General features: G+C 71.9%; 16 protein-coding genes. 4 read left to right on the top strand and 12 right to left on the bottom strand.

Features of this window, described 5'->3' with window-relative positions; all coding sequences use genetic code 11:
* The first annotated feature begins 520 nt into the window (after positions 1-520).
* Together ACZ5ID_RS00935 and ACZ5ID_RS00930 are read left to right on the top strand one after the other, a co-directional pair.
* On the top strand, positions 521-5,125 hold the full coding sequence (locus ACZ5ID_RS00935; protein ID WP_468892189.1) for a molybdopterin-dependent oxidoreductase: 4,605 nt from the start codon (positions 521-523) through the stop codon (positions 5,123-5,125).
* A gap of 227 nt (positions 5,126-5,352) precedes the next feature.
* Complete coding sequence (locus tag ACZ5ID_RS00930; RefSeq protein WP_468892187.1) at positions 5,353-6,438, top strand: enoyl-CoA hydratase/isomerase family protein; 1,086 nt, start codon at positions 5,353-5,355, stop codon at positions 6,436-6,438.
* A gap of 44 nt (positions 6,439-6,482) precedes the next feature.
* Here ACZ5ID_RS00930 and ACZ5ID_RS00925 read toward each other — a convergent pair whose 3' ends face one another.
* The 4 genes from ACZ5ID_RS00925 to ACZ5ID_RS00910 all read right to left on the bottom strand — a co-directional run bounded on the left by ACZ5ID_RS00925 (position 6,483) and on the right by ACZ5ID_RS00910 (position 12,049).
* Positions 6,483-7,550: a medium chain dehydrogenase/reductase family protein gene (locus ACZ5ID_RS00925; RefSeq protein ID WP_468892185.1), complete on the bottom strand. Its 1,068-nt coding sequence runs from the start codon at positions 7,548-7,550 to the stop codon at positions 6,483-6,485.
* 186 nt (positions 7,551-7,736) lie between these two features.
* The gene (locus ACZ5ID_RS00920) at positions 7,737-8,300 is read right to left on the bottom strand and encodes a TetR/AcrR family transcriptional regulator (protein WP_468892184.1); all 564 of its coding nucleotides are present in this window, start codon (positions 8,298-8,300) and stop codon (positions 7,737-7,739) included.
* Positions 8,301-8,503: 203 nt separating this feature from the next.
* Positions 8,504-9,868 carry a class I SAM-dependent RNA methyltransferase gene (locus tag ACZ5ID_RS00915; protein ID WP_468892182.1) on the bottom strand — a complete coding sequence of 455 codons (1,365 nt, stop codon included), beginning with the start codon at positions 9,866-9,868 and terminating at the stop codon, positions 8,504-8,506.
* Between the two features lie 129 nt (positions 9,869-9,997).
* Positions 9,998-12,049: an APC family permease gene (locus ACZ5ID_RS00910; protein WP_468892180.1), complete on the bottom strand. Its 2,052-nt coding sequence runs from the start codon at positions 12,047-12,049 to the stop codon at positions 9,998-10,000.
* Between the two features lie 500 nt (positions 12,050-12,549).
* Here ACZ5ID_RS00910 and ACZ5ID_RS00905 point away from each other — a divergent pair, with 500 nt between their 5' ends.
* Together ACZ5ID_RS00905 and ACZ5ID_RS00900 are read left to right on the top strand one after the other, a co-directional pair.
* Positions 12,550-13,218, top strand: coding sequence for a potassium channel family protein (locus ACZ5ID_RS00905; RefSeq protein ID WP_468892178.1), 669 nt, complete (start codon positions 12,550-12,552; stop codon positions 13,216-13,218).
* The gene (locus tag ACZ5ID_RS00900) at positions 13,218-13,895 is read left to right on the top strand and encodes a potassium channel family protein (protein WP_406552512.1); all 678 of its coding nucleotides are present in this window, start codon (positions 13,218-13,220) and stop codon (positions 13,893-13,895) included. Before ACZ5ID_RS00905 ends, ACZ5ID_RS00900 begins: the two co-directional genes overlap by 1 nt.
* Positions 13,896-14,015: 120 nt before the next feature.
* On the opposite strand, the gene ACZ5ID_RS00895 is transcribed toward ACZ5ID_RS00900, so the two are convergent.
* From ACZ5ID_RS00895 to ACZ5ID_RS00860, 8 genes are all read right to left on the bottom strand, one after another.
* Positions 14,016-14,762, bottom strand: a complete 747-nt coding sequence (locus tag ACZ5ID_RS00895) for a DUF3159 domain-containing protein (protein ID WP_468892176.1) — start codon at positions 14,760-14,762, stop codon at positions 14,016-14,018.
* A 3-nt stretch (positions 14,763-14,765) separates the two neighbouring features.
* Positions 14,766-15,164 carry an OB-fold nucleic acid binding domain-containing protein gene (locus ACZ5ID_RS00890; RefSeq protein ID WP_079126363.1) on the bottom strand — a complete coding sequence of 133 codons (399 nt, stop codon included), beginning with the start codon at positions 15,162-15,164 and terminating at the stop codon, positions 14,766-14,768.
* Between the two features lie 96 nt (positions 15,165-15,260).
* Positions 15,261-15,950 carry a response regulator gene (locus ACZ5ID_RS00885; protein WP_468892174.1) on the bottom strand — a complete coding sequence of 230 codons (690 nt, stop codon included), beginning with the start codon at positions 15,948-15,950 and terminating at the stop codon, positions 15,261-15,263.
* A gap of 32 nt (positions 15,951-15,982) precedes the next feature.
* Positions 15,983-18,526 (bottom strand): ATP-binding protein, encoded by a 2,544-nt coding sequence (locus ACZ5ID_RS00880; protein WP_468892172.1) that lies wholly within the window; start codon positions 18,524-18,526, stop codon positions 15,983-15,985.
* Between the two features lie 131 nt (positions 18,527-18,657).
* On the bottom strand, positions 18,658-19,389 hold the full coding sequence (locus tag ACZ5ID_RS00875) for an ABC transporter ATP-binding protein (RefSeq protein WP_468892170.1): 732 nt from the start codon (positions 19,387-19,389) through the stop codon (positions 18,658-18,660).
* 139 nt (positions 19,390-19,528) lie between these two features.
* Positions 19,529-20,320 carry a DUF3710 domain-containing protein gene (locus tag ACZ5ID_RS00870; protein WP_468892168.1) on the bottom strand — a complete coding sequence of 264 codons (792 nt, stop codon included), beginning with the start codon at positions 20,318-20,320 and terminating at the stop codon, positions 19,529-19,531.
* Between the two features lies 1 nt (position 20,321).
* Positions 20,322-20,849: a dUTP diphosphatase gene (gene dut, locus ACZ5ID_RS00865; RefSeq protein WP_468892166.1), complete on the bottom strand. Its 528-nt coding sequence runs from the start codon at positions 20,847-20,849 to the stop codon at positions 20,322-20,324.
* Positions 20,846-21,430: a PaaI family thioesterase gene (locus tag ACZ5ID_RS00860; protein WP_468892164.1), complete on the bottom strand. Its 585-nt coding sequence runs from the start codon at positions 21,428-21,430 to the stop codon at positions 20,846-20,848. Before ACZ5ID_RS00860 ends, dut begins: the two co-directional genes overlap by 4 nt.
* Between the last annotated feature and the right edge of the window lie 26 nt (positions 21,431-21,456).

The raw sequence follows: 21,456 nt of genomic DNA, 5'->3' as shown, positions 1-21,456 counted from the left end.
CGAAAACGCACCGGAGCGGGGGGGGGGGGGGGGGGGGGAGGGGGGGGAGGGGGAGGGGGGGGGGGGGGGGGGGGGGGGGGGGGGGGGGGGGGGGGGGGGGGGGAGGGAGAGGGGGGGGGGGGGGGGGGGGGGGGGGGGGGGGGGGAGGGGGGGGCGGGGGGGGGGGGGGCCCCCCCCCCCCCCCCCCCCGCCCCTCCCCTCGTCCATTGAGTCGTGCGCTCGACCTACGAGGGCATGGACTTCATTTACGTAGGTGAAGTTTCCCTACGTAAGCAAGGTCCCCCACGGTTTCCACCCGCGTAGATCAAGGTTCGGCCGCGCTCCTCACATCGGGCCCGAACATCTCGTGATGTCCGACATCGGAGGCGTGCCGCAGTCGCACACAGGTGCTCACAGCATCGGGGCGCGTTTAGTGTGGCCGACGTAACCACTCGTGATCGCCGCACGTGACATCGAAGTAACGGGCATTTCGTACGGTCGGAGCCCAAGGGATCCCGGCCGAGACGAGAGGGGACACCCGTTGACCGCACAGGGCACGCGGGCCGCCACCGACCAGGTGCGCACGGTCTGCTCGTACTGCGGTGTGGGCTGCGGGATGGTCCTCGACATCACCGTGGGGCCGGATGGCCGGCGCACGGTGCTCAAGGCCTCCGGCGACAAGGCACACCCCGCCAATTCCGGTCGGCTGTGCACCAAGGGGGCGACGACGGCGGACATGCTGGCGGCTCCCGGCCGCCTGAGCACCGCGCTGGTACGGGGTGAACGGGGGGCGGAGCCGGTGCCGGCCGGGGTCGACGCGATGATCGCCGAGACGGCGGGCAGGCTGCGGGCGATCGTCGACGAGCACGGCCCGGATGCCGTCGCGCTGTATGTGTCGGGCCAGATGAGCCTAGAGGCGCAGTATCTGGCCAACAAGCTGACCAAGGGCTTCATCGGGACCAACCAGATCGAGTCCAACTCCCGGCTGTGCATGGCCAGTGCCGGCAGCGGCTACAAGCTGTCGCTCGGCGCGGACGGCCCGCCCGGCTCGTACCAGGACTTCGAGAAGGCCGACGTCTTCCTGGTCATCGGCTCCAACATGGCCGACTGCCACCCCATCCTCTTCCTGAGGATGATGGAGCGCGTCAAGGCGGGGGCGAAGCTGATCGTCGTCGATCCGCGCCGCACCGCGACCGCCGCCAAGGCCGACCTCTTCCTCCAGATCAAGCCGGGTACGGACCTCGCCCTGCTCAACGGTCTGCTCCATCTCCTTCAGGAGGGCGGGCACACCGACCCCGCCTTCATAGCCGCGCACACCGAGGGCTGGGAGGCCATGGGCGAGTTCCTGGCCGACTACCCGCCCGGCTGTGTCGCCAAGACCACCGGCATCCCCGAGGACGACATCCGTACGGTGGCGCGGTGGATCGGCGAGGCCGGCGAGTGGATGAGCTGCTGGACCATGGGGCTCAACCAGTCCACGCACGGCACTTGGAACACCAACGCCCTGGTCAACCTGCATCTGGCGACGGGCGCGATATGCCGGCCGGGCAGCGGCCCGTTCTCGCTCACCGGTCAGCCGAACGCCATGGGCGGTCGAGAGATGGGCTACATGGGCCCTGGGCTGCCCGGTCAGCGCTCGGTACTGGTCGACGACGAGCGGGCCTTCACCGAGGAGCTCTGGGGGCTGGAGCCGGGCACGCTGCGTACGGACGGGGCGGGGCTCGGCACAGTCGAACTGTTCCGGCGGATGGCCGACGGTGACATCAAGGCGTGCTGGGTGATCTGCACCAACCCGGTCGCCTCCGTCGCCAACCGGCGCACCGTCGTCGAGGGGCTGAGCGCGGCCGAGTTCGTCGTCGTTCAGGACGTGTTCGCCGATACAGAGACCACCGCCTACGCGGATGTGGTGCTTCCGGGCGCCCTGTGGACGGAGGCCGAGGGCGTCCTCATCAACAGCGAGCGCAACCTCACCCTCGCCCGGCAGGCCGTCGACCCGCCCGGTGAGGCGCTGCCCGACTGGCAGATCATCGCGCGCGTGGCGTGCGCGATGGGGTACGAGGAGGCGTTCACATACACCGGTCCCGAGGACGTCTTCGAGGAGATCAAGCGCGCCTGGAACCCGAAGACCGGCTACGACCTGCGCGGGGTCACCTACGAGCGGCTGCGCGCCACACCGGTGCAGTGGCCCGCCCCGACCGCCGAGGGCCCCGACCGCAACCCCATCCGGTACGTGCCCGAGGACGGCGGCGGCCCGGTGTTCCCGACGGCGAGCGGACGGGCCGTCTTCCACGCGCGCCCGCACCTCCCGGCCGCCGAGATGCCCGACGACGACTTCCCGTTCGTTCTCAACACCGGGCGGTTGCAGCACCAGTGGCACACCCTCACCAAAACGGGGAAGGTGGCCAAGCTCAACAAGCTCAACCCGGCGCCGTTCGTGGAGGTGCACCCCCAGGACGCCGAACGCCTCGGTATCAGCGACGGCGACGGGGTGGAGATCGCCTCCCGGCGTGGCCGGGCGGTGCTGCCCGCCGTGGTGACCGACCGGGTGCGGCCGGGCTGCTGCTTCGCGCCCTTCCACTGGAACGACCTGTACGGCACGGATCTGAGCATCAACGCGGTGACCAGCGACGCGGTCGACCCGATCTCGCTCCAGCCCGAGTTCAAGGTGTGCGCGGTGTCGCTGACGAAGGCGGCGGCGGAAGTGACACGGCCCGTCATGCCGGGGACGGCGACGGGGCTGGGCGGGACGGCGGCAGCGGCGGGCGACGGATCGGGCGGGGCGGGCCTCTCCGGGACGGCGGGACTGGCCGCAACGACGGGCCTGCCCGGGACGGCGGGGATGCTCGTTTCGGCGGGCGTGGGCACGATGGCGGCGGCAGGGGCGAGCAGCGCGCCAGGCGCGAACGGAACAGCAGGCGCGAGCAGCATGGCTGGGGCGCCCGCCGCAGGCACCGCGCTCCTCGATGCCCCCGCACCCCTCCCCCATGCCGTCCCCACCCAGCGCACGGCCCCCGACGCACACCTGTCGGCAGGCCAGGGTGCCGCGCCGGCCGTCGTGTTCGGGCTCGGCACGCCCCCGCCGGTCCTCACCGGGCCCGAACGCCAGTACCTCGCCGGGTTCCTGGCCGGACTGGAGTCGGGCGCGCCCGGCATCCCCGTACTGCCTCCGACGGCGCCGTTCAGCGAGGAGCACGCGCTGTGGGTGAACGGCGTGCTGGCCGGGATGTACTCGCGCACGACCCCGCGCCCCGCCCCCGCGCCCGTCGTGCAGCCTCCCGCCCCCAGGGGCCGGGACGTGCTTCTGCTGTGGGCCTCGCAGACCGGCAACGCCGAGCAACTCGCGGTGGCCGGCGCCGAACAGCTCGCCGCCGCCGGGCACCGCATCCGGCTCGTCGCCATGGACGACACCACCCCGGACACGCTGCCCACCGATGCCGAGATACTGCTGATCACCAGCACCACCGGGGACGGCGAGGCACCCGACAACGGCGCCGCGTTCTGGGACGCGCTGGCCGACGACGGGGCGCCGCGTCTGGAGGGGCGCCACTACGCGGTCCTGGCCTTCGGGGACTCGTCGTACGACGAGTTCTGCGGCCACGGCCGACGCCTGGACCAGCGCCTGGCCGAGCTGGGCGCCGTACGGCTGCTGCCCCGCACCGACTGCGAACCGGACTTCGAGGACGGGGCGCAGGAGTGGCTCGGCGGGGTGCTGGCCAAGCTGGAGGAGCTGTCGGCCGCTGCCGCCGCGGCTTCCGGCGCTGCGGCCGGTCCCCCGTCCGATGGCGCGGTCGCCGGTCACTCGCCGGATACGGCGCTGGGTGCCCCCGGCATCATCGTCCCCGGCGCGCCCGGAAATACGTCCGGGGAATTCGCGGAGGGGCGGGAACTCGCGGCGCTGGCCGCCCGTTCACCGGGTACAGCGACAGCCTCGGTCCTCAACACCACCACCATTCCCTCCAGTTCCGGGACGTCCCGACCCCAGGGCATCCCCTCCGTCTCTCTCCCCACCGTCCCGCTCCCCAGCTCCCGTGCCGCCGCCATCACGGCCCGGCTGACGGGGAACTCACTGCTCAGCCTCCCCGGGTCGAGCAAGGAGGTGCGACGGTTCACCTTCGACACCCGCGCGAGCGACATCCCGCTCACCTACGCGGCCGGGGACGCGCTCGGCGTGCACCCGGTCAACTCACCCGATCTGGTGGCCGAGTGGCTGGCCGTCACCGGTCTGGATTCCAGCACGCCCGTCGAGATCGGCGGGGTCGGCGAAGTCCCGTTCGGTACGGCGCTGCACGAACACCTGGACATCACCCGTATTGGACCCGACCTGCTCAAGTTCGTGGCCGAGCGGACCCACGACCGTCGTCTGAAGGACTTGCTGCGCGCCGACAACAAGTGGCAGCTGGCGCAGTGGTCCTGGGGCCGCCAGGCGGTGGATGTGGTGGCCGAGCACGGGGTGCGCGCGAGCGCGTCCGAGTGGGCGGGCGTGTTGCGCGGCCTGCGCCCCCGGCTGTACTCGATATCGTCCAGTCCGCTCACCGACCCGCACGAGGTGTCCCTGACGGTCTCGGTCGTCCGGTACGAGAACCGCCTGGGCCATGCGCGTGCGGGCGTGTGCTCGGCACTGCTGGCGGACGCGCCACCGGACGCGCCGGTGCCGGTGTACGTCCAGCGCACCCGGCACTTCCGGCCGCCCACCGATCCGGGGACGCCGATGGTGATGGTCGGCCCCGGCACCGGGGTCGCCCCGTTCCTCGGTTTTCTGTACGAGCGCCGCGCCCTGGGCCATCACGCCCCGAACTGGCTGTTCTTCGGTGAGCAGCACCGTGCCACCGACTTCTACTACGAGGACGAGCTGACCAAGCTGAGCGCGGAGGGCACGCTCACGCGCCTGGACACCGCGTTCTCCCGTGACCAGCGCGCCAAGGTGTACGTGCAGGACCGGATGCGCGAACACGGCCCGCTGCTGTGGTCCTGGCTCCAGGACGGGGCGCACTTCTATGTGTGCGGTGACGCCTCCCGTATGGCCAAGGACGTCGACCGGGCGCTGCGGGACATCGCGATGGCGCACGGCGGGCTGGACGAGGAGTCGGCGGCGGCGTATCTGAAGCGGCTGACGGCCGGGAAGCGGTACGTCCGGGACGTGTACTGAGCGGGGCCCCGAGCCCCGGGCGTACGAACGGAAAACGGAGACCACTGCCTGACAAGGCGGCGTAGGCGGGGACGCCGGCGCCCAGGCCCGGCCGACGACGGACGACGCTGCCGCCCCCCGCTCACACGCTCACACGATGGACTCGCCAGGACGCCCAACTATATGTTCGGGGAGATCGACTGGAAGATCAGCAAGGTTCGGCAAGGCCCCGGAAGGAACCACCACGCATGGGTCGCAGCACGACCAGCGCACTCCCGACCACCGACGCCGAGGCGGACCACGTCCTGCTGGCCGTCCACGGCCGGGCCGCCCACATCACCCTGAACCGGCCGAAGGCGCTCAACGCGCTGACCCACGCCATGGTCCGCCGGATCGACGAGGCGCTGACGGGCTGGGAGCACGACCCGGACGTGGCGACGGTCGTCCTCACGGGGGCCGGCGAACGCGGGCTCTGCGCGGGCGGCGACATCCGCGCGATCTACGAGGACGCCCGCGCGGGTGGCACGGCCTCGGCGGACTTCTGGCGGGACGAGTACCGTCTCAACGCCCGGATCGCCCGCTGGCCCAAGCCGTACGTGGCGGTGATGGACGGCATCGTGATGGGCGGCGGGGTCGGGGTCTCGGCCCACGGCAACGTGCGCGTGGTCACCGAGCGCTCCCGTGTCGCGATGCCCGAGACGGGGATCGGCTTCGTTCCGGACGTGGGCGGTACGTATCTGCTCAGCCGCGCTCCCGGCGAACTGGGCACTCATCTGGCGCTCACGGGCACGCAGGTGGGGGCGGCGGACGCGCTGCTGTGCGGGTTGGCGGACCATTACCTGCCCTCACCCCGACTCCAGGACTTCCTGGCGGAGCTGGAAAGCACCCCCGTACAAGAGGTACTCCCCCGCCTCACCCACCAGCCCCCGCCCGGCGAACTGGCCGCACACCGCGACTGGATCGACCACTGTTATGCGGCGGACACGGTGGAGGAGATCGTGGATCGTCTGCTGGCCACGGGCGCCCAGGAGGCGAAGCAGACGGCCGAGACGCTCCTGACGAAGTCCCCCACGTCTATGAAGGTCACGCTGGCGGCGATGCGTCGGGCCCGCGCACTGCCCACCTTGGAGGCGGTGCTCGCCCAGGAGTACCGCGTCTCCTGCGCGGCCCTGAGCTCGCCGGACCTGGTCGAGGGCATCCGCGCCCAGGTCATCGACAAGGACCGCGAGCCGAAGTGGCGCCCGGCGGCGCTGGGGGATGTCCGGGCCGGGGATGTGGAGAGGTTCTTCGGCGGTTCGGATGCCGGGGAACCCTTGTTCGCGTCCGGCAGTTGAGGGCCGGCGCCCGGCCCCCGCAGGACACTCTCGGGCCTCGGTCACTACGGGACCAGGACGACCTTGCCGACCACGGTGCCGGATTCCGCCAGCCGTACCGCTTCCCCGACCTCGGTGAGCGGTACGCGCGCGGCGACCTGGGGGACCAGCCGGCCGTCGGCGAGGAGGGCCAGGACCTGGGCCAGATCGGTGTGCAGCTTGGCTCGGAAGGCGCCGAGCCTGCGCCGCCCGGCCCAGATGTTGTAGAAGTGGGCGCCCTTGCCGCCGGGCAGCGCGTTCCAGAGTGCCAGGCGGGCGAACAGCTTGAGGACCGGCGCCTTCGACGAACCCTCGACGTCTCGGGTCGAGGCGCTGCCGTACGAGACGAGGGTGCCCTTGGCGGCGAGCAGGCGGTAGGAGGCGACGATGCCCTCGCCACCGACGTGGTCGAACACGGCGTCGTACCCCTGCGGGGCGTGGGCGCGCAATTGGGCGTCCATGTCGGGGGCGCGGTAGTCGACGGGGACCGCGCCCAGTGCCCGGACGGCGTCGTGGTGCTTGGCGGAGGCGGTGCCGACGACCCGGGCGCCCGCGATACGGGCGAGCTGGACGAGCGTTGAGCCGACACCGCCGTTCGCGCCGTGTACGAGGACGGTGTGTCCGGGGCGGACCTTCGCCAGGCGGTGGAGCATCTGCCAGGCGGTGATGCCGTTGACCACGAAGGTCTCCGCGTCGGCGGAGTCGACGGCGGCGGGCACCTCGGTCAGGTCGCCGGCGTCGACGGTCACATGGCTGGCCCAGGCCCCGGTCTTGGTCAGGACCGCGAAGCGCCGCCCGAGCAGTTCGCCGGGGACACCCTCCCCCAGGCCGACGGCCCGTCCGATGAGGTCGTAGCCGGGGACGAAGGGGAAGGGCGGCTGGTCGTAGTACTTGCCGCGGCGCATCTGCTGCTCGGCGAAGGAGACCCCGGCGGCCTCCATCGCCAGCACGACCTGCCCGGGACCGGCCGGACGGGCGGGCCGGGTGCGTACCTGGATGCCGTCCGGATCCACGATGCCGGGCAGCACCGCTTCGGTGACGATGGTGGTGCCGATGGTGGTGTCGGCGGGGACGCGGGGCTGGGAGTCGTCCATGGGTGTTGAGCTCCTTGTCAGTTGGCGAGCGTGCGTGGGGGCGGGCAGCGGGCCGCGGTGGGGCTGTAGGCGGTGAGGACGACCTCAGGCAGCCATGTGTGGTCAACCACTCACTCTGGCCCCACAAAAGGGCCCGGGTGTGCCGACACCGGAACCGCCAGTCGGCGGGCGGCGGCGGACAGCGGGTCAGTAGTGCGTGATCCCAGCGGTCAGAGTGCGGGTCCAGGGCGCGGAGATCGCTTCGGCGTCGAGGGAGACGAGCAGATGACAGAGCATGCCGGTGGCGAAGAACTGCTGGACCTGTTCGTCGCTGCCCCCCGAGGCGCTGCGGACGTATTCGACGGTACGGGCGTACCCCGCCCGGACCGCCTCCCGGATCGCCGGCTCGGAGACGGCGGCGGCCTGGGCGTGCAGCTGAACCAGCATGAGGTCGTTGTCGCTGATCAGGCGGGCGTACGCGTCGCCCATGGAGGCGAGGACCACTTCCGGGGCACTGCTCTCGGCATTCGCCGCGCCACCTTCGAGGGCGGCGCGAACCCGTACGAAGCAGTGCTCGACGACCGCGGTGAACAGCACCTCCTTGTTCGGGAAGAGGCGGTAGACGTAGGCCTGCGAGATGCCGGCGGCCTTGGCGACCTCCGTGGTGGTGGTCCCGAAGTAGCCCCGGGCCGCGAACGCCCCGATGGCCGTACTCAGAACGGTTGCTCGGCGTTCGTCGGCTGTGGACAGCTGGCGGCGTTCCGTCTTCATGTGAGTACTCAATCACTCACTCCTCAGGTCGTCAAGCGCGAGCAGTGGAAAAACGAGCGCCAGTAGTGAGGAAACACCCGCCTCTGACCGGACTGAGTGTCGCGGACCTGGAACTCCGGCACGCCGGCGCGCCCTCAGTTCCGGGCGAGCCTCGCCTGAGCGAGGCCCCGCCCGGAACTCACAGCCACAGAGACTCAGGCGTCTCAGACGTCCTTGGCGACCGGCACCGGCTCAAGAATCGCCACGCACTCCACATGATGCGTCATCGGGAAAAGATCGAACGCCCGAAGCGTCCGCACCCTGTACCCGCCCTCCGCGAAGTACCCCAGATCCCGGGCCAGCGCCGCCGGGTCGCACGCCACATACGCGATGCGGCGCGCGCCGAGGCCCGACAGGTAGCGGACCGTCTGCTTGCCCGCGCCGGCGCGCGGCGGGTCCAGGACGATCAGGTCCGCTTCGGTGATCTTCGTGCGGGGCAGGACCTGCTCGACCTTGCCCTGTTCCACGCGGACGCGCGGCAGGTCCGCCAGGTTGTGGCGGGCGTCCTCCACCGCGCGCTTGGAGGACTCGATGCCCAGCACCGCGCCCTGCTCGCCGACCCGCTCCGCGATCGCGCCCGCGAAGAGGCCGACTCCGCAGTACAGGTCGAGTGCCATCTCGCCCTTGCGCGGCATCAGGCCCTGCATCACGGCCTTGACCAGGGTGTCCGCCGCCTGCGGGTGGACCTGCCAGAAGCCGCCCATGCCGACGCGGTAGGTGCGCTCGTCCGCCCGCTCGCGGACGAAGGCGCGGCCGTGGACGCGGTGGACGCCGCCGTCCTTCTCCTCGACCCGCAGGACCGAGACCGGCTTGTCGAGTTCGACGAGGGGGAGGCGGCCTCCCGCCCGCGGGGTCAGGACCACCTGGCGGTCGTGCGAGCCCGTCGCCGCGATCGCCTCGACGGACTCCATCTGGGGCCACTCGCGCTTCTCGATGCCCAGCTCGCTGACGCCGGGCGCCGCGATCATGCAGTGGTCGATGACCTGGACGTCGTGCGAGCGGTGCTTGCGCAGGCCGGCCCGGCCGTCCTCGTCGACCGCGTACTGGACGCGGGTGCGCCAGGCCGGGACCTCGCCCGCGGGGAGCTTGTCGCCCTCGGCGGGCATGACCGTGCCGTCCCAGCCGGCCTCCTCGGGCGTCAGCCCGGCGAGCCGGCGCAGCTGCTCGGTGATGACCTCGCCCTTGAGGCGGCGCTGCGCGCCCGGCTTGGCGTGCTGCCAGTCGCAGCCGCCGCACTTGCCGGGGCCCGCGAACGGGCACGGCGCCTCGACCCGGTCCTTGGACGCGGAGAGGATCCGCACCGCGTCGGCGCGCAGGTAGCGGGAGTCCTCGTCGCCCTCGGTGACGCGCGCCACGATCTTCTCGCCCGGCAGCGCGTGCCTGACGAACAGCACCCGGCCCTGCTCCGTGCGGGCGATGCAGTGCCCGCCGTGCGCCACGGGGCCGACCTCGACCTCGTACTCCTGCCCGACCAGCGAAGCCGAGGACGGGGACGAAGACGAGGACGAGGACTCAGGCTCGTTCTGCATGAGGGCGGGACTCCAGGGTGCCAAGGGGAAACGCGGAAGGGGGCCGCCGTCCCCGTGCGGGCCCCTTCGCGGGTCCCCTGCGGACGGCAGCCCCCCAGTCTACGTCCCCGCGGGGACAGGACCGGCCGCTCAGCCCTTGCCGGTCGGCTCCTTCGGCCGGTGCGCGGAGACCGGGCCCCGCCGCACCGAACCCGGCGCGTTCCACTCCTGCCGCCTGCGGGCCCGCTTCTTGGCCACCTCGGAGGACTGGAGCTGGTACGGGACCGACGTCACCATCACGCCGGGCGTGAAGAGCAGACGGCCCTTCAGGCGCAGCGCGCTCTGGTTGTGCAACAGGTGCTCGTACCAGTGGCCGACCACGTACTCGGGGATGTAGACGCTGACCGCGTCGCGCGGGCTCTCGCGCCGCAGGCCCTTGACGTACTCGATGACCGGGCGGGTGATCTCGCGGTACGGCGAGTCGATGATCTTCAGGGGGACGTCGATGCCGCGCCGGTCCCACTCGTCCTTGAGCGCCTTGGTCTCGGCGGCGTCCACGCTGACGCTGATCGCCTCCAGCTGGTTGGTGTGCAGCAGCTTGGCGTAGGCGAGGGCGCGCAGGGTCGGCTTGTGGAGCTTGGAGACCAGGACCACGGAGTGGACGCGCGAGGGGCGGACGTACTCGTCGGGGCGCTCCTCGGCCGCCGCGATCTCCTCGGCCACCTTGTCGTAGTGCTTGCGGATCGCGGTCATCGTCCCGTAGAAGATCACCATCCCGAGCAGCGCGACCCAGGCGCCGTGGGTGAACTTGGTGGCGAGCACCACGACCAGGACCAGGCCGGTGAAGAAGGCGCCGAAGGTGTTGATGGCCCGGCTGCGGACCATGTGGCGGCGCTTGGCGGGGTCCTGCTCGGTGGCGAGGTGGCGGTTCCAGTGCCGCACCATGCCGGTCTGGCTCAGGGTGAAGGAGACGAAGACGCCGACGATGTAGAGCTGGATCAGCCGGGTCGAGTCGGCGCCGTAGATCACCACGAGCAGGATCGCGGCCCCGGCCAGCAGCACGATGCCGTTGGAGAACGCGAGGCGGTCGCCGCGGGTATGCAGCTGGCGCGGCAGGTAGCGGTCCTGGGCGAGGATCGAGCCGAGCAGCGGGAAGCCGTTGTAGGCGGTGTTCGCGGCCAGGAACAGCACGAGGGCGGTGGCCGCCGCGAGGATGACGAAGAGGAAGCTGCCCTTGCCGAAGACGGCCTCGGCGACCTGGGAGATCACCGGGTTCTGGACGTAGCCGGAGCCCACCGGGACGCCGTTGTGCAGCAGGTCGGTGGCGGGCTTCTCCGCCATCCGCACCTTGGTGGCCATGGCCAGCGCGATGATGCCGCAGAACATGGTGACCGCGAGGGCGCCCATCAGGGCCAGCGTGGTCGCCGCGTTCTTGGACTTGGGCTTGCGGAAGGCCGGGACGCCGTTGCTGATCGCCTCGACGCCGGTGAGCGCGGCACAGCCGGAGGAGAAGGCGCGCAGCAGCAGGAAGACGAGCGCGAAGCCCGCCAGGCCCTGGTGCTCGGCGTGGATCGTGTAGTCGGCCGTCGGGGCCTTCATGGTGTGGTCGAGGACCATGCCCTTGAAGGCGCCCCAGGCGATCATGACGAAGACGCCGCCCACGAAGACGTACGTGGGGATGGCGAAGAGCTTGCCGGACTCCTTCACCCCGCGCAGGTTCATCAGGGTCAGCAGGACGATCACGACGACCGCGCACAGCACCTTGTGCTCGACGACGAACGGCACGGCCGAGCCGAGGTTCTCGATGCCGGAGGCGATCGAGACGGCGACGGTCAGGACGTAGTCGACGAGGAGCGCGCTGGCGACGGTGAGTCCCGCCTTGGGCCCCAGATTGGTGGTGGCGACCTCGTAGTCACCGCCGCCGCTGGGGTACGCGTGCACGTTCTGCCGGTACGAGGCGACCACGGTGAACATCAGCACCACGACCGCGACGGCGATCCAGGGGCTGAAGTGGTACGCCGACACACCCGCCACGGACAGCACCAGGAGGACTTCTCCAGGTGCGTACGCAACGGACGAGAGGGGGTCGGACGCGAAGACGGGGAGCGCGATGCGCTTGGGGAGGAGCGTTTCTCCCAGCTTGTCGCTGCGCAGCGCCCGGCCGATCAGGATCCGTTTGGGCACGTCGGTCAGTTTGGACACAACAGAGAAGCGTAAGGGCATCGTGTTGACGCGGCCCACCCGCCACCCCCCATCGGTACGAGAGAGCCGCCCACACGGCGGTGGCGGCGTGTCGGCGCGCCCCGCGCGGCGGCCCGTGCGGAGGCCCGAGCAGGAGCCCGAGCAGCGGCCCGAGCGGCGCGGCCGGGCCGTCGTCGGCGGGGCGCCGGCCCGCGAAGTGATCCCGGACACCTCGCGCGGCGACCGGCGCGGCGGACCCCGCGGCGCCACCCGGCGGGCCCGGGGCGCGGGCCCGGGGCGCGGGCCCGGGGCGCGGCTTGGCCGACTTCGGTGCCCGGCCGCAGTGAACGCCGTCCCGCTTTCCCGCGTCTCAGCCTGCGCGACGGGTGTGCGGAGGACGGGGTCCGGTGGGATGCTCACCGACTGCGCCGGGGGAAGTACCGACGCTGGTGAGTGCATCGCGCCGTGAGCCGCATAAGCTCGTCACCGGGCAACGCCGAGAAGGAAGTATGTGAGGGGACGTGCACATCGTCATCATGGGCTGCGGGCGAGTGGGAGCCGCTCTCGCGCAGACCTTGGAGCAGCAGGGGCACACGGTCGCCGTCATCGACCAGGACCCCACGGCCTTCCGCCGGCTCGGTTCCGGGTTCAGTGGGCGCCGGGTCACCGGCGTCGGCTTCGACCAGGACACCCTGCGTGAAGCGGGGATCGAGGAGGCCGGCGCGTTCGCGGCGGTCTCCAGCGGCGACAACTCCAACATCATCGCGGCCCGGGTGGCCCGGGAGATGTTCGGGATCGAGAACGTCGCGGCCCGTATCTACGACCCGCGCCGCGCCGAGGTGTACCAGCGGCTCGGTATCCCGACGGTCGCCACGGTCCGCTGGACCGCCGACCAGATGCTGCGGCGGCTGCTGCCGTCCGGCGCGGAGCCGCTGTGGAGCGACCCGAGCGGCGCTCTGCAGCTGGCGGAGGTGCACACCTCCGCGGCCTGGATCGGCCACAAGGTCAGCAAGCTGCAGGAGGAGACGGGCGTACGTGTCGCCTTCCTCACCCGGCTGGGCGAAGCGGTGCTGCCGAGCTCCCAGACGGTCCTGCAGGAAGGCGACCTCGTCCACGTGATGCTGCGGACGGACGAGATCGAAAAGGTGGAGGCGGCCTTCGCCCAGGGTCCCGAGGAGGGCGATCACTGATGCGCGTCGCGATTGCCGGGGCCGGCGCGGTGGGTCGTTCCATCGCGGGCGAGCTGTTGGAGAACGGCCACGAGGTGCTCCTCGTGGACAAGGCGCCCACCGCCATCTCGGTGGAGCGGGTGCCGCAGGCGGAGTGGCTGCTCGCCGACGCCTGCGAGATCACCTCGCTGGACGAGGCGGCGCTCCAGCGCTGCAACGTGGTCATCGCGGCCACCGGCGACGACAAGGTGAACCTGGTCGTCTCGCTGCTCGCGAAGACCGAGTACGGCGTGCCGCGCGTGGTGGCCCGGGTCAACAACCCGAAGAACGAGTGGCTGTTCAACGAGTCGTGGGGCGTGGACGTCGCCGTGTCGACCCCGCGTCTGATGTCGGCGCTGGTCGAGGAGGCCGTGAGCGTCGGCGACCTCGTACGGCTGCTGCGCTTCAGCCACGGGGACGCCAACCTCGTCGAGCTGACGCTGCCGCCGGAGTCGGCGCTCGCGGGCACCCAGGTCGGGGACGTGGCCTGGCCGCAGGACACCTCGCTGGTCACGATCATCCGCGGTACGCGGGTGCTCACCCCGCAGCCCGAGGAGACCCTGGAGGCCGGTGACGAGCTGCTGTTCGTGGCCGCGCAGGCGCGCGAGGAGCAGTTGGAGGACCTGCTGTCGGTCCGGCGGGAGGACGCGGCGGGCTGACGCCCGCTCACCTCACCAGCGACGCTCACATCACAGGGAAGGGGCGGGGAGTACGTGACGTACTCCCCGCCCCTTCCCTGTGGCGTGTCACCGGCGAGGGCCGGAACGGGCCCCGCTCCCCTACTGCGCCGCCTCGGCGGCCTTCGCCGCCTGCGCCGCCTTGGCCGCTTCCTCCTCGGCCTCCATCTCCGCGAACACGTCGATGGGCGGCGGGGCCTTGGCCAGGAAGATCCAGGTCAGCCAGACAGCGAGCAGGAACGGCGGGATCTTCAGGGCGATCAGCACCCAGCCGAGCTGGGAGGTGTTGGCCCACCAGTAGAGCGGGAAGAGGATCGCGCACTTGGCGAGCAGGATCAGGCCCCAGGCCCAACTCGCCTTGGCGTACGCCTTCTTGCGGCCGGGGTTCCTGGTGCGCCAGGACAGGTTCTCCTTGAAGACCGGGCCCAGCATGAGGCCGATCAGCGGGACCCCGAAGACCGTCGTCACCAGGTACGCCAGCGCCAGGCCCAGCGTGTAGAGCATGCCCGGCAGATAGAAGTCCTTGGCGTTGCCCGTCATCATGGCGAAGACCACGCCGAAGGCCACCCCGAAGACGCCGCTGAAGGCGTGCTTGACGGTGTCCTTGCGGACCAGCCGGACCACGACGAGCAGCAGCGACACCGCTACGGCGGCGATCGCCGAGCTGTGCAGGTCCTTGTTGACCGTGAAGATCGTGACGAAGAGGAGGCCGGGCAGGCAGGTCTCCACCATGCCCCGGATCCCGCCGAACGCCTCGAAGAGGGCGGCTTCGGTGACGGCTTTGGCGTCGGCGGCGCTGCGTGCGTGCTGAGCGGCGGTCGTGGTGGTCGGCTTGTCGACTGACGTCACCGGCTACTCCTGTCCGAGCGGTCGGAGTTCGTATTTGGGGTTGAACAGCACCCGCCGGCCGTGGCTCATCGAGATCCGGCCCGAGGCGATCAGCTTGCGGCCCGGCTCTATGCCCACGATCGAGCGCCGTCCCAGCCACACCACGTCCAGCGGGGCGGTCCCGTCGAAGAGCTCGGCCTCCAGCGCCGGGACGCCCGCCCTCGGGCGCAGGGTGACCGTCCGCAAGGTACCAGTCACCTTGACTATCTGGCGGTCGTCGCAGTCGGAGATGCGGGTGCACCCCGTGGCCTGCGTGTCCTCCTGCAGTTCCGCGGAGTGCAGTTCCTCCTGCGAGGTGGACAGCCGGTCGAGCATCCGGCGGAAGCGCCCCGCGGGCTTCTCGGTTCGAAGGTCAGCACTCATACAGAAAGCGTACCGGCCCCTACCGACACGGGAGGTGTCCGCGCCCGCTCCCCTCCCGGGGGCGTTCCGGGCCCGTCACCGCACGGGCACGGCCGCTCACGGTTCGAAGCGGTAACCCATGCCCGGCTCGGTGATGAAGTGGCGCGGGTGCGAGGGATCGAGCTCCAGTTTGCGGCGCAGTTGGGCCATGTAGACACGCAGGTAGTTCGTCTCCGTCCCGTAGGAGGGGCCCCAGACCTCCTGGAGGAGCTGCTTCTGGCCGACCAGTCGGCCGGTGTTGCGCACCAGCACCTCCAGCAGGTGCCATTCGGTGGGCGTGAGGCGTACGTCCCGGCCCTCCCGGTTGACCTTCTTGGCGGCCAGGTCGACCGTGAAGCCCTCGGTCTCGACCGTCACCACGTGGTCCGCGCCCTCGCCGCCGACCGGTTCGGCGCGGCGGACGGCCGCCCGCAGCCGGGCGAGCAGCTCGTCCATGCCGAACGGCTTGGTGACGTAGTCGTCGGCGCCCGCGTCCAGCGCCTCGACCTTCTCGTCGGAGGTGTGGCGGGCCGAGAGGACCAGGATCGGCACCCGGGTCCAGCCGCGCAGCCCCCTGATCACCTCGACGCCGTCCATGTCGGGCAGACCGAGGTCCAGGACGACCACGTCGGGGTGGCGGGCCGCCGCGAGGTGGAGCGCGGTCGCCCCGTCGGGCGCGGCGTCCACCTCGTACTTCCGCGCCTTGAGGTTGATCACGAGGGCGCGGACGATCTGCGGCTCGTCGTCCACCACGAGCACCCGGGTCATACGGGTCCTGCTTTCTGTCGAGGGGCCGTACGTCATGAGGCGGCCCGGGCGGAGAGGCCGGCGGCGACCGGGGCGCGGCCGGGGACCGCCCTGAGGGTGAGGACCATGGTCATGCCGCCGCCGGGGGTGTCCTCGGCGGTGAGGGTGCCGCCCATGGACTCGGCGAAGCCGCGGGCCACCGCGAGCCCCAGTCCCACTCCGGCGCCGCGCGGGGCGTCACCGTAGCGCTGGAAGGGCTCGAAGATCCGTTCCTTGCTGTCGTCGGGGACGCCGGGGCCGCGGTCGGCCACCCGGACCTCCACCCGGTCGCCCAGCGCGCTCGCGGCCACCAGGACGGGCACGCCCGCGGGGCTGTACTTGACGGCGTTCTCCACGAGGTTGGCGACGGCCCGCTCCAGGAGTCCGGCGTCGACGGCGACCATCGGCAGGCTCTCCGGCACGTCCAGTTCGACGCTGTCCTCGGGGACGCCGCCGAGCGCCATGGGGACGACCTCGTCGAGGTCGATCTCGCGGATGATCGGGGTGACCGTGCCGGTGTTGAGGCGGGACATGTCGAGCAGGTTGCCGACGAGGTGGTCGAGCCGGTCGGCGCCCTCCTCGATGCCCGCCAGGAGCTCGGCCTCGTCGTCCTCGGACCAGTCCACGTCGTCCGAGCGCAGCGAGGTGACGGCGGCCTTGATGGAGGCCAGCGGGGTGCGCAGGTCGTGGCTGACGGCGGCGAGCAGCGCGGTGCGGATGCGGTTGCCCTCGGCGAGCTTGCGGGACTCCTCGGCCTCGTCGACCAGGCGCCGGCGGTCGAGGACGACGGCGGCCTGCGCGGCGAAGGCGCCGAGCACCCGGCGGTCCTCGGCGGGCAGCACCCGTCCGCTCAGGGCCAGCGCCATGTGGTCGCCGACCGGCATGTCGACGTCGGCGTCCTCGGGGCGGGCGACGGGGTGCGGCCCCACGCTTGCGGCGCGGGTCCACGGATCGAGGTCGCCCGCCCGCTCCAGCAGGGCGACGGACTCCATGGCGAAGGTCTCGCGGACCCGTTCCAGGAGCGCGTCGAGCGCGGTCTCGCCGCGCAGCACACTGCCCGCGAGGAAGGAGAGGATCTCGGACTCGGCGCGCAGCCGGGCCGCCTGGTGGGTGCGGCGGGCCGCGAGGTCGACGACGGAGGCCACCGAGACGGCCACCAGGAAGAAGATCGCGATGGCGAGGAAGTTCTTGGGGTCCGCGATGGTGATCCGGTGCAGCGGCGGGGTGAAGTAGTAGTTCAGCAGGAACGAGCCGAAGGCCGCCGAGGCGAGCGCCGGGAGCAGTCCGCCGAGCAGGGCCGCGGCGACGGTGAGCGTCAGGAAGAGCAGCATGTCGTTGGCGAGCCCGAGGTCCGCGTCGACGTTGGTCAGCAGCAGGGCGAGCAGCGCGGGTCCGGCCACGCCCGTGAGCCACCCCGCGACGCTGCGGGCCCGCCCCAGCCGGGCGCCGCGCGCCACGGGCAGCCCGCGCCCCTTGGCGGCCTCCTCGTGGGTGACGATGTGGACGTCGAGGTCGGGCCCCGACTCGCGGGCCACGGTCGCGCCGACGCCCGGTCCGAAGACGTACTGCCAGCTCTTGCGGCGGCTGGAGCCGAGGACGATCTGGGTGGCGTTGACGCCCTGGGCGAACTCCATCAGGGAGGCGGGGACGTCGTCGCCGATGACATGGTGAAACGTTCCGCCGAGGTCTTCGACCAGCGTGCGCTGGACGGCCAGATCGTTGGGCGAGGCCGAGGTCAGCCCGTCGCTGCGCGCCACGTACACCGCGAGGATCTCGCTGCCGGAGCCCCGGGCGGCCATCCGGGCCGCGCGCCGGATCAGGGTGCCGCCCTCGGGCCCGCCGGTCAGCCCGACGACGATCCGCTCCCGGGCCTGCCAGGTGGAGCGGATGCCGTGCTCGCCCCGGTACCGCAGGAGGTACTCGTCGACCCGGTCCGCGACCCACAGCAGCGCGAGTTCGCGCAGCGCGGCGAGGTTGCCGGGGCGGAAGTGGTGGGACAGGGCCGCGTCGACCTTGTCGGAGGTGTAGATGTTGCCGTGCGCCATCCGCCGGCGCAGCGCCTGCGGCTCCATGTCGACCAGCTCGATCTGGTCCGCCCGCCGCACCACCTCGTCGGGCACCGTCTCGCGCTGGCGCACGCCGGTTATCGAGGCGACGACGTCGCCCAGCGACTCCAGGTGCTGGATGTTGACGGTGGAGACCACGTCGATGCCCGCCCGGAGCAGCTCCTCGACGTCCTGCCAGCGCTTGGCGTTCCGGGTGCCGGGGACGTTGGTGTGGGCGAGCTCGTCCACCAGGGCGACGGCGGGCCGGCGCGCCAGGACCGCGTCGACGTCCATCTCGGTGAAGGCCGCGCCCCGGTACTCGATCTCTCGGCGCCGGACCTGCTCCAGACCGTGCAGCACGGCCTCGGTGCGGGGGCGGCCGTGGTGCTCCACGAACGCCACCACGCAGTCGGTGCCGCGCTCCACGCGCCGGTGGCCCTCGGAGAGCATGGCGTACGTCTTGCCCACGCCCGGTGCCGAACCGAGGTAGATCCGTAGCTTGCCGCGTGCCATGGCCCCATCGTCCTTCGAAGAACTGCTGCGTACGCGGTGCCGACCTTACGGGCACCGATTCCGGCAAACCGGACGGGGGGTCCGGCTGAGCCGCCGTATTGACGCGATTCTGATGGGGGCGGGCCGGGCGGTCAGCCGTGGTCGGTGATCCGGCCGTCGCTCAGCTCCAGGACGCGGTCCGCCAGTCCGAGCAGCTGGGTGTCGTGGGTGGCGACGAGGGCGGTGACGCCCTCGCTGCGTACGACGGCGCGCAGCAGCTCCATCACGGAGAGCCCGGTCTCGGCGTCGAGCTGGCCGGTGGGCTCGTCGGCGATCAGGAGAGCGGGCCGGTTGGCGAGCGCCCGGGCGATGGCGACGCGCTGCTGCTGACCGCCGGAGAGCTCACCGGGCCGCTGCTGGGCGTGGTCGGCGAGGCCGACCAGGGCGAGCAGCAGCTCCACGCGCGCGTCGCGCTCGGCCGGGTCGGCCTTGCGCAGCCGCAGCGGGACGCCGACGTTCTCGGCGGCCGAGAGGATCGGGATCAGGCCGAAGGACTGGAAGATGAAGCCGATCCGGTCCCGGCGCAGCGCGAGGAGCCCTTCCTCCCCCAGGTCGGCCAGGTCGGTGGAGTCGACGGTGATCCTGCCGCCGTCCGGCCGGTCCAGTCCGCCGACCAGGTTGAGCAGGGTCGTCTTGCCCGATCCGGAGCGCCCCTTGAGGGCGACCAGCTCGCCGCGCGGCACCTCGAAGGACACCCCGCGCAGCGCGTGGACGGCGGCGGCGCCCTCCCCGTAACTGCGGCGCAGGTCCGCCACGCGGACCATCGGCCCGCTGCCCGGCTGCTCGGCCACGGCCGTGCCGCGCCCGCTGGTGCTCTCGCCCATGCCCGCTCCCCCGTACGTCCGTTCCCCGGCCGCGCCAGTATGTGCAGCGGACACGGTTGCGGGCAATGCGCACGGGCCGGAAAACGCCGACGGGCCGCGCCCCCGGAAGGGGACGCGGCCCGTCGAAGGACCGGTGGGGTCAGCGCACCTCGGTGATCTCCGGGCCGCGCTGGAGCTGGCCCATGCCGCCGGAGAAGCGCGAGCCCTCCTGCTCCTCCTGCTGGACGCCGTCGGGCATCATCTGCGCGTCGTCGGGGAGCTTCAGGACGATCGGGTCGCGCGGGGCCATCGGGCCCTCGCCGCGCACCACGACCGTGTCCTGGAAGATCTGCTCCAGCAGCCCGGCGGCCTGCGGCTGCACCGCGCCCTGGCCGGAGATGACACCGCGCAGGAACCAGCGCGGGCCGTCGACGCCCACGAAACGGACGAGCTGCACCCCGTTCGTACCGTCCGGGAGCTGGACCGGCACCTGGGCGCGCAGCTCCCAGCCCAGCGGACCCTCGACCTCGTCGATGATGCCGCCCTGCTGGGTGATGCCGGAGGCGATCTCCTCGCGGACCTCGCCCCAGATGCCCTCGTTCTTGGGAGCCGCGAAGGCCTGCAGCTGTACGGCGCTGTCGCGCAGCACGACGGTCGCCGCGACGATCGCGTCGCCCGCGACCTCGACCCGCAGCTCCATGCCCTCGACCCCGGGGACGAACAGGCCGCCCAGGTCGACCCGGCCCTCGCCGGGCTCGGAGACCTCGGAGACGTCCCAGGGACCGTCCGGCCGGGGCGCCGGCGGCAGGTTCACCCTGCGCGGCTCGTCCCCGTCACCCGCGTAGTCGGCATCGGCGTAGTCGCCGTCTCCAGCATCGATGCCGTCGACGACCTGCTCGGCCTCGCCCGCCGTGTCGTCGGCGGAGCCGCTCTTCTTGCGACGTCCGAACACGTCACTGTCCTTCCCGGTCGGATACGACCGAAGCGTATCGATTCCCACCCTGTTCACTGCCGAGGGCCCTGCCCACCGCGGCATGACCGCCGGTGGAACCGAAGCCCCCCTCGGCCCGCGCCGAACCGGGAAGCTCCGCCACCTCGTGGAAGCGGACCTTCTCGACCTGCTGGACGACAAGCTGGGCAATCCGGTCGAATCGCTCGAACCGCACGGTCTCGCGCGGGTCGAGATTGACCACGATCACCTTGATCTCCCCACGGTACCCGGCATCCACCGTCCCCGGGGCATTCACCAGGGCGACACCGCAGCGTGCGGCCAGGCCCGACCGGGGGTGCACGAAGGCCGCGTACCCGTCGGGCAGGGCGATACTCACCCCGGTGGGGAGCACGGCCCGCTCCCCGGGGGCGAGTTCGGCGGCCTCCGTGGTGACGAGGTCGGCCCCCGCGTCGCCGGGGTGCCCGTACGCCGGAATCGGCACCTGCGGGTCTACTCGGCGGATGAGGACGTCTACGGGGTTACGGCTCACGGGTTCACCTCGAAGGCGCGGGCGCGCCTGACCTGGTCGGGGTCGGACATGACGGCCTGGATCTCCTGCGGGCGGCCGTTCTCGATGAAGTGGTCGACCTTCACCTCGATGAAGAGGGCGTCGGCCCGCACCGCCACCGGCCCGTCGGGGCCGCCTATCCGCCCGGTCGCCGTGGAGTAGATCTTCCGGCCGTCGACGGCGGTGACCTCGGCCGCCAGGAACAGCACGGTGTCCACCGGCACGGGCCGTACGAAGTCGGTCTCCAGCCGGCCGGTCACCGCGATGGTCTGGAGCAGCCAGTTCAGCGAGCCGAGCGTCTCGTCGAGCGCCGTGGCGAGCACCCCGCCGTGCGCGAGACCGGGCGCGCCCTGGTGGGCGGCGCGCACGGTGAACTCGGCGGTCACCGTCACGCCCGCACCGGCCCGCGCCTGAAGGTGCAGTCCGTGGGGCTGTCCGTCGCCGCAGCCGAAGCAGTGCTCGTAGTGCGCGCCGAGCAGTTCGCCCGGGGCGGGCGCGTCGGGGTGCCGGACCGGCGGTTTCGCGTCGGCCGGGGGCGTCAGGGACGCAGATCTAGCAGTCACAGCCGCTGACCTTACCCGCGCTCCGG

This window comes from Streptomyces sp. NPDC031670, assembly GCF_055580545.1.
The sequence above is the reverse complement of the archived record's forward strand: the minus strand, read 5'-3'. Positions and strand labels throughout refer to the sequence as shown.